This window comes from Geomonas sp. Red32, assembly GCF_023652955.1.
Classification (GTDB): domain Bacteria; phylum Desulfobacterota; class Desulfuromonadia; order Geobacterales; family Geobacteraceae; genus Geomonas.
Window position 1 is genome coordinate 82,039 of sequence record NZ_JAKLOY010000011.1, and the last position, 12,885, is coordinate 94,923.

Annotated in this window: 12 protein-coding genes; 4 read left to right on the top strand and 8 right to left on the bottom strand. The window is 63.4% G+C overall.

Annotation, left to right across the window (positions count from 1 at the left end; all coding sequences use genetic code 11):
* The first annotated feature begins 17 nt into the window (after nt 1-17).
* Nucleotides 18-1,004: a L,D-transpeptidase gene (locus L4X63_RS21535; protein WP_250680729.1), complete on the top strand. Its 987-nt coding sequence runs from the start codon at nt 18-20 to the stop codon at nt 1,002-1,004.
* 195 nt (nt 1,005-1,199) lie between these two features.
* Nucleotides 1,200-1,691: an SH3 domain-containing protein gene (locus tag L4X63_RS21540; protein WP_250680730.1), complete on the top strand. Its 492-nt coding sequence runs from the start codon at nt 1,200-1,202 to the stop codon at nt 1,689-1,691.
* A gap of 95 nt (nt 1,692-1,786) precedes the next feature.
* Here the strand turns inward: L4X63_RS21540 and L4X63_RS21545 are convergent, their stop codons facing one another.
* Entirely contained in the window at nt 1,787-1,978 is a 192-nt protein-coding gene (locus tag L4X63_RS21545) for a ferredoxin (RefSeq protein WP_250680731.1), read from the bottom strand.
* Between the two features lie 158 nt (nt 1,979-2,136).
* On the opposite strand from L4X63_RS21545, the gene L4X63_RS21550 reads away from it, so the two are divergent.
* Together L4X63_RS21550 and glgC are read left to right on the top strand one after the other, a co-directional pair.
* Nucleotides 2,137-5,277 (top strand): methylmalonyl-CoA mutase family protein, encoded by a 3,141-nt coding sequence (locus L4X63_RS21550; RefSeq protein WP_250680732.1) that lies wholly within the window; start codon nt 2,137-2,139, stop codon nt 5,275-5,277.
* A gap of 301 nt (nt 5,278-5,578) precedes the next feature.
* A complete protein-coding gene (gene glgC / locus L4X63_RS21555) occupies nt 5,579-6,823 on the top strand; it encodes a glucose-1-phosphate adenylyltransferase (RefSeq protein WP_250680733.1) in 1,245 nt (414 codons plus the stop codon).
* Nucleotides 6,824-6,845: 22 nt separating this feature from the next.
* Here the strand turns inward: glgC and L4X63_RS21560 are convergent, their stop codons facing one another.
* The 7 genes from L4X63_RS21560 to L4X63_RS21590 all read right to left on the bottom strand — a co-directional run bounded on the left by L4X63_RS21560 (nt 6,846) and on the right by L4X63_RS21590 (nt 12,876).
* On the bottom strand, nt 6,846-7,661 hold the full coding sequence (locus L4X63_RS21560; RefSeq protein ID WP_250680734.1) for a protoheme IX farnesyltransferase: 816 nt from the start codon (nt 7,659-7,661) through the stop codon (nt 6,846-6,848).
* A 43-nt stretch (nt 7,662-7,704) separates the two neighbouring features.
* On the bottom strand, nt 7,705-8,619 hold the full coding sequence (gene coxB / locus L4X63_RS21565; protein WP_250680735.1) for a cytochrome c oxidase subunit II: 915 nt from the start codon (nt 8,617-8,619) through the stop codon (nt 7,705-7,707).
* An 8-nt stretch (nt 8,620-8,627) separates the two neighbouring features.
* Nucleotides 8,628-8,930 carry a cytochrome C oxidase subunit IV family protein gene (locus L4X63_RS21570; protein ID WP_250680736.1) on the bottom strand — a complete coding sequence of 101 codons (303 nt, stop codon included), beginning with the start codon at nt 8,928-8,930 and terminating at the stop codon, nt 8,628-8,630.
* A 10-nt stretch (nt 8,931-8,940) separates the two neighbouring features.
* Complete coding sequence (locus tag L4X63_RS21575) at nt 8,941-9,543, bottom strand: cytochrome c oxidase subunit 3 family protein (RefSeq protein WP_250680737.1); 603 nt, start codon at nt 9,541-9,543, stop codon at nt 8,941-8,943.
* Nucleotides 9,540-11,165: a cytochrome c oxidase subunit I gene (ctaD, locus tag L4X63_RS21580; protein ID WP_250680738.1), complete on the bottom strand. Its 1,626-nt coding sequence runs from the start codon at nt 11,163-11,165 to the stop codon at nt 9,540-9,542. The genes L4X63_RS21575 and ctaD overlap by 4 nt, the downstream gene beginning before the upstream one ends.
* Nucleotides 11,162-11,977, bottom strand: coding sequence for an SCO family protein (locus tag L4X63_RS21585; protein ID WP_250680739.1), 816 nt, complete (start codon nt 11,975-11,977; stop codon nt 11,162-11,164). Before L4X63_RS21585 ends, ctaD begins: the two co-directional genes overlap by 4 nt.
* A 473-nt stretch (nt 11,978-12,450) precedes the next feature.
* Nucleotides 12,451-12,876 carry a MarR family winged helix-turn-helix transcriptional regulator gene (locus L4X63_RS21590; protein ID WP_250680740.1) on the bottom strand — a complete coding sequence of 142 codons (426 nt, stop codon included), beginning with the start codon at nt 12,874-12,876 and terminating at the stop codon, nt 12,451-12,453.
* Nucleotides 12,877-12,885: the final 9 nt, after the last annotated feature.

Sequence of the window (12,885 nt, forward strand, 5' to 3'; positions counted from 1 at the left end):
AAAGAAAAGGTGACGCCATGAGAACGACAGTGAAGTTATTGACCCTGCTGATGCTGGTACTGCTCCCGGCACCGGCGGCAATTTCCAAGGAGAAGATCTCCTCGCTGTGCGACCTCCACTACCCGAGCGATGCGCGGATCGAGTGGCGCTGCGTCAAGCTCCGCTGGACCGACACCGCCGAGAAGATGTTCGGGGCTCACTGGCTGGACGTCCTGCGCTTCAACCGGATGGACCGGCGCCACTTCCACGGCGGGATCTCGATCAAGGTTCCCAAGCATCCCCAGCAGTTGAACAGCTTCACCCCGCTTCCGGCCGAGTATCCGCAGGAGGCCGGGGAGCCCAAGCTCATCGTGGTGGACCAGACCGAGATGTTCCTCGGGGCCTACGAGTACGGCAAGCTTGTATACTCATTCCCGGTCGCCCTCGGCATCGAGGGGTACCGGGTCCCCAACGGGGAATACCGGGTGGATGCCGCCGACCGTCGCCACCGGTCGAACCTCTACACCGTGGAGGAGATCGGCCGCCCGTACCCGATGCACTTCGGGCTGAGGTTCTGGGTAGACAAGAGCAAGGAAAGCTGGCCCTCCTACTGGATCCACGGCCGCGACCTCCCCGGCTACCCCGCCTCCCACGGCTGCATCGGCCTCTACGACGAGGAGATGCAGCGGGAGTACTACAGTGCCTACGATAAGAAGGTCAACAAGCAGTACTACCATCCGCTGACCAAGCCGTTTTTGCAGGACGCCAAGGTGCTCTACACCTGGGCCGTCGACCAAGCCACCGATCCGGGCAAATTCCACAAGATCAAAAACGGCCCCAAGGTGCTCATCGTCGGGACTCCCCCCGCCATCCAGACGGCCTCCCCCTCGGCGCCTCCTCCGGCAAGCGACAAGGCTCCGGCTCCGGCAAGTGAAAAGGCTCCGGCGGCGGAGAAGAGCCCGGCCAAGGAAAAGGCCCTGACACCGCCGATCTTCCCGTCCCGGTCCTCAACTTCCCACTCCTGACGATCCCATCGGGCTCCCATCCGGCATCCTCGACGAGTTATCCCACACCCCGTCACCCGCGCATCACCGCCGGGCTCCCCACCTTTTCGAAAGTGGCAGAAATATCGATATCACCATATAAATTATTCTTAACATGCGATGGCTAATGTGGTATCTATACCGCTCCGTCGGCAACATCTGATGAGGAGGAGACTCATGAACCGCACCATCCATCGCTTCCTGCTGGCCGTCACCGCCTTCACCGCCCTGGCTACCCCGGCGCTTGCCGAAACGGTCTGCCGGGTCACCGCCGCCGAGATCAACCTGAGAAAGACCGCCAGCATGAGGGGCCGGGTCCTCCAGGTCCTGAAAAAGGGGACCGAGGTGACCGCCGACAGCTGCAGCGGCGGCTGGGTCAAGGTCACCGCCGCCAAGGGAGGTATCTCCGGGTACGTCGGGGGATGGGCGCTCTCCGGCAACCAGACGGAGGCAACCCCGGCGGCGCACGCAGCGGCCGTCCCCGCCCTTCCTGTGCGCCAGGTGGCCATCGCCGAATCCCCCTCCCCGATCGTCACCGAGGAGATCCCGACCAACGAGCAGCTGGCCGTGCAGATCACCGAGCTTCGCCTCAGCATCCTCGGCCTCTCCCGCGACCTGAAGTCGATCAAGAGGGACATCAGGCGGATGAAAGTGGGCAAGAGTTCCTGATTGGCCGATCCGGCTAACCTAACCGCTCCTACGAAAAAAGGCCGCCCCCACTTCCGGGGACGGCCTTTCGTCTTTCCACACCACTTCCGGGCTGGTCATCTCCAGTGGATGCAGGAGACCGGGCAGACGTCGATGGCATTGTTCTGGATCTCCTCTTCGGAGGCTCCGCCCGAGTCGTAGCACTCCGCCTTGCCGTTGTCGGCGAAACGGAACGCCTCGGGAATGTTGTCCACACAAAGCCCGCAGCTGATGCAGACGTCCTGGTCCACCCAAGCTTCTTTTGCCATGGTAGTTCCTCCTGCGATTTTGGTTTGGGGATCTGTTGCGAGATGTGATCGGCGGGCCCAAGGACCTTGGCCAAACGTTACCCAACTCTAACATCACCCTTTCGCCAGTCAACCGCCCCGTTTTAGACAAAACCCGACCCCGCCCGTATACTTTCCTCATGGCTCCCCGAACGATCAGAATACTCACCGCGGTGGCCGCTTTCGACGGCCACGACGCCTCCGTGCTGGCACTCAACCGGGCACTTCTGGCTGCCGGCGTCCCGCTGGAGGTGATCTACCTCGGCTTCAACATGACCGGCGAAAAGATCGCCCAAGCGGCGCTCCAGGAAGGGGCCGACGCGGTGGCGGTCAGCTCCTACAACGGCGGGCATCTCCAGTTTTTCCCCCACCTGGCCCGCCGCCTCCGCGAGCTCGGCCTCGCCAACACCCTTCTCTTCGGCGGCGGCGGGGGAACCATCCTTCCCGGTGATGCCGCCACCCTGGAAAAAGAAGGGGTCGAGAAGATCTACGGCCCGGGGTGGCCCCTCTCCGAAATCGCCCGCGACCTGATCGGGCGGACCGTAAAGCACCGCGAGGCCGCGGAGAAAGAGATCACGGAAGATGGATTGAAGCGGCTGGCCGGTGACCCTGTCCTCCTCACCACCTGGCTTACCCGTGCGGAGACTCTCCCCGCGGAGGCGCCGGTCGGCAATCTCCTCTCCCCTTCTTTGCGAAGGAGGGGCGCCGGATCCGCAAAGGTCCTCGCCATCTGCGGCGACGGCGGAAGCGGCAAGAGCACCCTGATCGACGAGCTGGTGCGAAGCTTCCTGGCCACCTACCCCGAACTGCGGGTGGCCGTCCTGGCCAACGACCCCTCCCTCCAGGTCGGCTCCGCCACCACCGCGTTCCTGGCCGACCGGGTCAGGATGAACGCCATCTATCACGAGCGGGTCTGGCTTCGCAGCGTCGCCACGGGAAGCGCCTACGCGCCCATCTCCCCCCGGCTCCCCCAGCTCACCGCCCTCTTCCGGGCGGCCGGCTTCGGCCTCATCATCATCGAGACACCGGGAACCGGCCAGACCGGGCTCGATCTCTCCGGCCTCGACGCCGACCTCGTTCTCTACGTGAAGACCCGCGAGTACGGCAGCGCCTTCCAGCTCCAAAAGGACCAGCTCTTGAGGGACGCGGGGGCGGTGGTGCTCAACAAGGTCGACCTGGAGGGGGCCGAGGCGGGATACGCGGAGCTCGCCGGGGTGCTCTCCGAGCTCGGCAAGAAGGATCTCCTCTTCCCGACCACCTCCAAGGCGGTCAACGATCCCGGCACCGCCCGCCTCTTCGCCTGGCTCTGCGAGCGCCTCGGCTGGCCTCCGCCCGCTATCCCCCCCGCCGGCGACATATTCCGCTACGCCAAGAGGAGCACCCTGGTCCCCCACCGCCGCCGCGCCTACCTCGCCGAGATCGCAGGCAAGGTGCGGGCCTACGACCAGATGGTGGCGGGCGAGCTCCGGGAGATCCGGACCAACCCGTCGGGAGAGGGACTCTCCGCCGAGACGAGACGCCTCCTCGATGAGTGGCCGTCGAGGTGGAACGAGCTCTCGCTGGCCGCCGCGGCCCGGATGGGGAGCGAGCCGTCGGTGCAGACCCCCAACGGCTTCCAGCTCATGAGGGTCGCCCTTCCCGACCCGGATGACCGCGCCGAGACGCTCCGTTTCCTCCTCGAAGAGGGGCTTCCGGGCGAGTTCCCCTTCGTCACCGGCATCTACCCCTACCGCACGCTCTCGGCCGGGGAGACCACCCGGCAGTTCGCCGGGCTGCGGGGAGCGGAGGAGACCAACCGGCGGCTGCATTTCCTGGCCCGCGGGGTGGCCAAGCCCCGGCTCTCCATCGCCTTCGACGGCATCACCCTCTACGGCGGCGACAGCGACGACGACCCCGGCTCGGTGGGCAAGATCGGCGAAGGGGGAGTGGCCATCGACAGCTGGGAGGACATGAAGCTCGTCCTGGCCGGATTCCGCATCCCCGAGATCAGCACCTCGATGACCATCAACGGCCCGGCCGCCATCGTGCTCGCCATGTACTTCGTGGCCGCCTGCGAGATCGAGCGGGAACGGGCCGAAGCGGAGCGGGGTGCCCCCCTTCCGGCGAGCGAGGCGGAAGAGCTGCGGCGGCAGACGGTGAAAAACCTCCGCGGCACCGTGCAGGCCGACGTCCTCAAGGAGATCCAGGCGCAGAACGAGAACATCTTCCAGACCGACTTCGCCATCAGGCTCTTGGGCGACGTGCAGCAGTGGTTCATCGAGAACGGGGTCGACAAGTTCTACTCCCTCTCCATCTCCGGCTACCACATCGGGGAGGCGGGGGCCCGGCCGGTGCAGGAGATAGCCTTCACCCTCTCCAACGGCTTCACCTACGTGGAAAATTTCCTCGCCCGCGGCCTCCCCGTCGACAGCTTCGCCCCCAACCTCTCCTTCTTCTTCCGGGTCTCCCACGAGGCCGAGTGGCTCGCCTACGGGGCGGTCTGCCGGAAGATCTGGGCCATCGCCATGCGCGACGTCTACGGGGCCGACGCCCGCTCCCAGCGCTTCAAGTTCCACTCCCAGACCTCCGGGCGCGCGCTGCAGTCCGAGGAGTGGGATACCCTGAACCCGGTCCGCCAGACCATCCATGCCTACCTCGGGCTTTTGAACAACACCAACTCGCTGCACGTCGATTCCGCCGACGAGCCGATGACCACCCCCGCCGAGAAGTGGGTCCGCCAGGCGACCATGATCCCCAATTACCTCAGGGAGGAGGCGGAAGCCTTCGTGATCCAGAACCTCCTCTCCGGCTCCTACGCCTTCCGGACGCTCCTTAGGGAAGTCCAGGCACAGGTGCTGGAGGAGTTCGACCGCCTCGACCAGCTGGGAGGGGTCGGGCCCGCCACCGAGCTCGGCTACCAGCGCCGGGCCATCGCCGAGCAAAGCGCCCGCTACGAACAGCAGCGGCGCCGCCCACGCCCGGAGCAGCCGGAGCCTCCCCTCCGCAAGATCATCGGCTACAACGTCTTCGAGCTCCCCGAAGGGGATCCCGGCACGTATCCCGCCGCCTCCGAGGTGGTCCGCCCCGGCCCCGAGGACTGGGAACGGCAGCTCGCCCGGGTGAAAGGCTTCAAGGAGCGCCACCGGGACGAGGCGCCCCTCTACCTGGAGAGGCTGAAGCAGGTGGCCCGGGAGGGGGGAAACGTCTTCGGCGAGCTCATGGAGACCGTCCGCCACGCCACGCTGGGACAGATCACCGCCGCCTTGACCGAGGTCGGTGGGGAATACCGCAAAATGGTTTAGGATTTTGTCTTAGAGGTTTCAAATTGTCTTTGACATTGCCCCTTCTCTCTATTAATCTTCTCCATGGGTTCTGCTGAAGGAAACAATTCCTCCCTTCTACTGGCATAAGCCGGAGCTCCCACTGACAGAGACAATTCTTGTTCTAGCAAGTCCACCTTTGCAAAAGGGGGATTCAGTAGGATTTGCCTCTCGATCCGTGAAGTCAAATCCCACCTGTCCCCCCTTTGACAAGGGGGGGACCCGGTTTCACCACTAAAATAGGTAGCGGCGGTTGCCGCTGTAATGAAACAAAGGAGTGCCCATGTATTCGAATGTCGGTAGAAACACAATTGCGATGGTGCTTGCCGGTGGCAAAGGCGAACGCCTGAGTCCCCTCACCCTGAGAAGAGCCAAACCGAGCGTCGCCTTCGGGGGCAAATACAAGATCATCGACTTCGTTCTCAGTAACCTCTTCAACTCCGGTATCAAGAAGGTCTACATCCTCACCCAGTACCGGGCCTATTCCCTCACCAAGCACATCCGCGAATCGTGGGGCAAGTGGACCGGCCTGGGGGAATTCTTCGTGGCCATCTCCCCGGAAACGAGCAGCGAGAGCGAGTCCTGGTTCAAGGGGACCGGCGACGCCATCCTCCAGTACCTGCGCTTCGTGGAATCCTCCGACGCCGACTACGTGGCGGTCTTCGGCGGCGACCACATCTACAAGATGGACATCAACCAGATGATTTCCTTCCACCGGATGAACCGCGCCGACCTGACCATCGCCGCCCTCGAGGTCCCGGTGGCCGAGGCCTCCCGCTTCGGGGTCTTCACGGTGGACGAGGACTCCCAGGTGACCGCCTTCACCGAGAAGCCGAAGAACCCGGAGCCGGTCCCCGGCCGCGACGTCTGCTTCGCCTCGATGGGGAACTACATCTTCCCGACCAAGAAGCTGATCGAGGTGCTGCAAGAAGGGAAGAAGATCTACGAGGACCTCGACTTCGGCAAGCACATCATCCCGATGATGCTGGAGAAAGGGGACCGGATCTTCGCGTACAACTTCAACGACAACGTGATCCCCGGCATGAAGGCGGAGGAGCGCGGCTACTGGAAGGACGTGGGGACGCTCGACTCATACTACGAGGCCAACATGGACCTCATCAACGTCTCCCCGCAGTTGAACCTCTACAACTACAAGTGGCCGATCCTCACCAACCAGGGGAACCTCCCCCCGGCCAAGACGGTCTTCGACGAAGACGACCGCCGCGGGGTCAACATCGATTCCTACGTCTGCGCGGGGTGCATCACCAGCGGGAGCACGGTACGCGGCACCATCATGGGCCCGCGCTGCCGGGTGAACAGCTACAGCCTGGTGGAGGACTCCATCCTCTTCGAGAATGTGAACGTGGGGAGGCATGTGAAGATCAAGAAGGCCATCATCGACAAGAACGTGGTCATCCCGGACGGGACGGTGATCGGGTACGATCACGAGGAGGACAAGCGGCGGGGATACACGATAACCGAATCGGGAATCGTGGTGGTCCCCCAGAGCGGCCAGGTGAAGAAGTAGCCCGGGGAACCGGCGGGGAGGGTTATCTCCCCGCGAAGACCACGGCGGTGACGAGCAACGGGAAGAGAGTCACCCCGGCGAAGACCACCCGCTCCCGGGAGTTGACGAGGGCCACCGCCAGCGGGACGAAGAGGACGAGCGACCAGGGATCGGCACGGCCGGAGACGATATCGAAGGCGGGGAGCATCATGGCCGCCGCGATCATGGCGAAGATCCAGACGAGGCAGAGCACCCTCCCCCCCTGGCGGGACGGCGGAAGGAAAATGGGGAAGCCGGCCCGGCGGTAGTCGTCGGCGTAGCGCCGCTGGAGGAGCCAGAAGTGGGGGACCTGCCACAGGAAGAGAATGAGCGCCAGCAGCAGTATCGGGAAGTCGGTCGCCGCCCCGCCCGCCGCACACCAGCCGATCACCGGCGGGGTCGCTCCGCAGAGGGCCCCTAACAGCAGGGCGAACGGGGTCCGCCGCTTGAGCGGCGTGTAGATGCCCAGGTACCAGGCGAGGGCGGCAGCCCCCAGGAGAGCGGCCTCGATCCCTCCCGAGAAGCCGAGGATGGCGAGGCCGTCGGCGGTCATCACCGCACCGAGGACCAGCGCCTCCGAGGGGATCATGTCGCCGCTGACCAAGGGGCGGCCCCAGGTGCGGCTCATCACCGCATCGCTTTTCCGCTCCATCACCTGGTTGAAGGCCGAACCGGCCGAGGCCAGCATGGTTACCCCCATCACCAGCGACAGGGCAACCGTGGTGTCCACCGTTCCCGGCCAGAGCAGGTACCCCGCAAGCGCCGCCATCCCGTTGACCAACGCCAGCCGCCACCTGAAAAGTTTCCGCAGTCCCCTCACAAACCCTCCGATAGGTCCAACAGGACCCATGCGTCCAATAGGACTATTTCAAGCCTTTGATAAACTCCACCACCGCCTTGACCTGGGCGTCGGTAATCCCCTCCGGGGCCGGCATGATCGGGGGGAAGCCCTCCACGATGGCGGCGGCCGGGGTCTTGATGGACTCGGTCAGGTAGCCGTCGTCGGCAGTCACCGTCTCCTTCTTTCCACCCCGGGTCACGTTCACCTTGCTCCCGTAGAGCCCCTTGAAGGTCGGCCCCACCTTTTGGCTCCCGTCGGTGGAGTGGCAGCCGAGGCAGCCGAACTTCTCGAAGACCTCGTGGGCCATCCCCTCGTCCCCTTCCTTCTCCTCTTTCGCCTCGTTCAGCCAGGCGGTGAACTGCGCCTCGGGCACCGCCTCCACCTTGCCGATCATGGCGGAGTGCCCGGTCCCGCAGTACTGGGAGCAGTAGATGTCGTAGCTCCCCGGCCTGCTCGCCACGAACCAGACATGGTTCTTCATCCCCGGGACCACGTCCCGCTTGATCCGGAAGGCGGGGACGAAGAAGCCGTGGATGACGTCCTTCGACTCGAGGTTCACCTGCACCGGTTTCCCCACCGGAACGTACAGCTTGTCGGAGGTCTTGCCGTTTTCGTACTGGAAGCTCCAGGCCCACATCCTCGCCACCGCCTTCGTTTGCAGCGCCCCCTTGGGGACCGTGCGCAGGGTCAGGTAGCCGGACCAGCCGTAGTAGAACATGGCCAGCACCAGCAGGGTGGGAAGGAGGGTCCAGACGATCTCCAGCCACAGGCTTCCGTCCCGGTCGGAGGTAGGCTCGGGAGAGCGGGAACGCCGGTAGCGGACCACGAAGAGGATCATGGCCGCGGTGATGCCGAGAAGCATCACCAGGCAGGCGCCGAAGATGAAGATGAAGACCGGGTCAACTGCCTGGGTCGTCGATATCAGTTGGTTGTCCACGTTCACCTCTAGCGGTAGAGCACGTCGAAGAAGGTAAGGCCGATGAAGACCGCCAGCGTCACCAGCGCCACGAAGAAGATGATCCGGAACAGCCGGGCCTCGTACTTCATGTGCATGAAGAAGGCGATCACCAGCCCGGACTTGACGCAGGCGATGGCCAGCGCCGCCCAGACTTTCCCCGCCCCGAGGTCCACCCGGGTCACCGCCACGGTGGTCACCGTCAAAAGAAGCAGCGACACCCAGACGGCCACCAGTTGGCCATAGCTTACGATATGAACCGAGCCCTCTTTATGGGCATCGTGATCGGACATGACCGAACTCCTACAGAATCAGGTAGTACAGCGGGAAAATGAAGATCCAGACCAGGTCCACCAGGTGCCAGTAGAGGGTCCCGTTCTCCAGCATCACATTGTTTTCGGCGGTGAGGCTCCCCTTGCCGACTTTGGTGCCGATCCAGGTCAGGAGCGCCCCGCCCACGACGACGTGGATCCCGTGGAGGCCGGTGGTCAGGAAGTAGAGGCTGAAGAAGACCGATTCTCCCGGAGGCCCGTGCACAAGCCGCGGCGAGCCGGGATAGATCCCGTGGGCGAACTTGGCGCTCCACTCGAAATACTTGATGACGAGGAAGATCCCGGCGCAGCCGATCGTTCCCAAAAGAAGGGCCACGGTGCTCTTGGGTTTGCCGGTCTTGATGGCGGTAACCGCCATGGCCGCCAAGAGGCTCGAAGTCAGAAGCACCACCGTGTTGGTGGTTCCCATCACCACGTTGAGCTCGTGCCCCCCCGCCGAGAACTCGTGCGGATAGCGGGCGAGGTAGACCGCATAGAGGATGAAGAGCCCGCCGAAGAGGAGAAGCTCGGTGAAAAGGAAGAGCCACATCCCCAGCTTGGCCCCGACGTCGTCCCGCGGCAGAAGATGGCTCATGGTTCCCCCGCCCTCTTGAAGTCGTAGGGACCGTGGGTGACGACCGGGTCCTCCTCGAAATTTTCCGTCGGCGGCGGCGTGGCGGTAATCCACTCCAGAGAGGCCCCTCCCCACGGATTCCCCTCGAACGGCTCACCCTTCAAAAGCCCGCGCCAGAGATTCACCAGCATGATGATGAGACCGGTGACCAGGATCCAGCTCCCCACGGTGGCGACGAAGTTCAGCCTCGCGAACTCGGGGAGGTAGTCGAAGTAGCGCCGCGGCATCCCCTTCATCCCCAGGACCTGCATGGTGAAGTACATGACGTTGAAGCCGACGAACATGAGCGCCCAGGCGACGATGGCCGGTTTCTCCTTGTAGCGGCGCCCGTAGAACTTGGGAAGCCAGTAATGGGCGGCGGCGAAGAAGGCAAAGCCGGTGCCGCCGAACATCACGTAGTGGAAGTGCCCCACCACGAAGTGGGTGTCGTGCACGTGGATGTCGGTGGCCGCCGCGCCGAGGATCAGCCCGCTCAAGCCACCGATGGAGAAGAGGAGGATGAAGGAGAGCGCGAAGAGCATCGGCGCCTCCAGCGAGATCGATCCCCGGTAGAGGGTGGAGACCCAGTTGAAGACCTTGATGGCGGAGGGGATGGCGACGACGAAGGTCAGGAAGGAGAAGACCATCACCGCGGTGTCGCTCATCCCGGAGGTGAACATGTGGTGCCCCCAGACCACCGATCCGGCCGCCGCGATGGCCACCGAGGAGACGGCGATCATCTTGTAGCCGAAGATCGGCTTCCTCGAGAAGACCGGGATCACCTCGGAGATCACCCCCATGGCCGGCAGGATCATGATGTAGACCGCCGGGTGGGAATAGATCCAGAAGAGGTGCTGGTACATGACCGGATCGCCGCCGCGGGAGGGATCGAAGAGCCCCACCCCGAGGGTCCGCTCGGCGATCACCATGAGAAGCGTGATGGCCACGATGGGGGTGGCGAGGATCTGGACCCAGGCGGTGGCGTAGAGCGACCAGACGAAGAGTGGGAGTCTCCCCCAGTTCATCCCCTCGGCTCTCAGCCGGTGGATGGTGGTGACGAAGTTGACCCCGGTGAGGATGGAGGAGAAGCCGAGCACGAAGACGCCGAAGACGGCGAGCGACACGTTGGTGCCGGTGCGGGCGGAGAAGGGGACGTAGAAGGTCCAGCCGGTGTCCGGAGCGCCGCCGCCGGTAAAGAGCGAGGTGAGGACGATAACCGCCCCGATGGCGTAGAGCCACCAGGAGAGGAGGTTCAGCCGGGGAAAGGCGACGTCCCGGGCGCCGATCTGGATCGGCATCACCAGGTTACCGAACGAGGCCGGGATTCCCGGGATGATGAAGAGGAAGATCATCACCACCCCGTGTACGGTGAAGACCGCATTGTAGGTCTTGGCGGTCATGATGGTCGGCCCGGGAGCCATCAGCTCCAGCCGGATCAGCACCCCGAGGAACACCCCGACCAGGAAGAATCCGAGCACCGAGTAGAGGTAGAGAAGACCGATCCTCTTGTGGTCGGTGGAGAAAATCCAGGAGGCGATACCCCGTTTCCCGGTATCCTCCCAGAAGCCGCCCGTAACGGGCGTAACCGTAGCATCCGAACTCATTTACCCCCCGCCTGATGTCGTTTGACCTGCCGTCCCCCGAGGATCAGGTAGGCCAGAAAAGACCCGCAGCAGACGATGATCACCGTGGCGGTCACCCTGAGCAGGTTGAATTGGTAGCTCCTTTTGGCCGGATCGAAGGTGAAGCAGTAGCCGACCATCTTCTTGATGCCGTAGCCGATCTTCCCCTCCCCCGCCTCCACCAGCGCCAGGGTGAGGTCCTTGGCGAGGAAGGTGGTCCCGTAGAGGTAGCGGACGATGGTCCCGTCGCCGGAGACGATGAAGCAGGCAACCGGGTGCATGAACTCCACCCCCTGCCGCTTGAAATGGAACCCCGCCGCATCGGTCACCCCTTTGATGGAGGCGAGCTCGCCGGTCAGGAAGTGCCACCCCTCCTTGGGGAAGCGGTCCTGCATGGCCGCGAGGTACATCCTTTGGTTGCTGGCGGCGAGCTGCGGGGTTTCGGTCTCGTCGATACTCAAGGAGAGGACCCGGTAATCGCTGCCTGCCTTGAGCTTGAGGGCCGGGAGCACGCGGGTCAGATCGGATTGGAGAAAGCTGCAGACGTTCGAGCAGCGGTAGTAGACCGGGACGATGATGGTGGGGCCGGTGATAAGCTCCCTCAGTTTGCGCGGCGTTCCGTTCTCGTCCTTAAACACCAGGTCGAGCGGGACCTTGGCCCCCAGCTTCTCGTCCAGCCCGACGAAGGCATCTGCTGGCGCGCCAGCCCCCCCTCCCCCGCCACCCGGAGTGGAATGCACGTGGGCCCGCGCCATCACCGGAGTGAGGAGAAAGAGAGCAACCAAAAGTGGCATATAACGGAGGAAAACGTTTCGGGTAGGTGGCATGCGTTCTCCAATGAGATTCAAAAAACTCAGTGGTTAATTATAAAGGAAACAATCCCGCTGTCTACTGCCCGGAGCGAAAAAACGCTAACGATTTCAAGTTGCTGAGGGGAATCGAGTCGAAAACCACTCGTTTCTATGGCATTTGGCAAAGCCGGTCTGGATTTAGATCGGTAAAGGGAAGAATAAACTTGAGGGAGAAACTGTCATAAGGCAGGCTATTTCTTGCATAGCCAGAGAAGAAATGGCCTATGAGAGAGCGGCAAGGCTGACCGCGAGGCAGGTATGTACTGGGGAAAGGGGGGAGTTCCCGCTCCTTCATAGAGAGGATGCGAGTGAGGATCTGGTCCCGCGCCATGCATTCCGAACGGTTAGCCCCCGCACCTCACGGCCAGATCCACTGGACTGCGCCGTGACAAAAGCGAGTCCGAATTCCGGAGGTGTCAGTACACTCCGGCCACGAGCTTGTTGAGCAACTGTTTCAACTGCTTGTACTCACCGGGGGTGAGCTTTTCGGTGATTCTCCGGCGGACGCGGTAAGCTGCCTGAGACAGCTCCTCTTCGAAGAGGGCCCTCCCCTTTTCGCTCAGCCGTACCCGATTGGCGCGCGGGTCCTCCGCCGACGGCTCACGCTCGACCAGACCAATCCTTTCCATCCGCTCGACAATTCCTCCCAGGGTGCTCCTGTCGATCCTGCTTCTCTTGGCAAGCTCGGCCTGGGAGATGTTGTCCGCCTTCCAGAGGAGGGCGATCAGAATATACTGCGGCGGGGTTAGGGCGTAGTCCTGGAACTCATCCCGGAACACGGCCCAGATCCTCTGGGTGGCCTTCGAGAGCACAAAAACGACGCTTTGCTCGATGTCGAACATGGCCCTTTT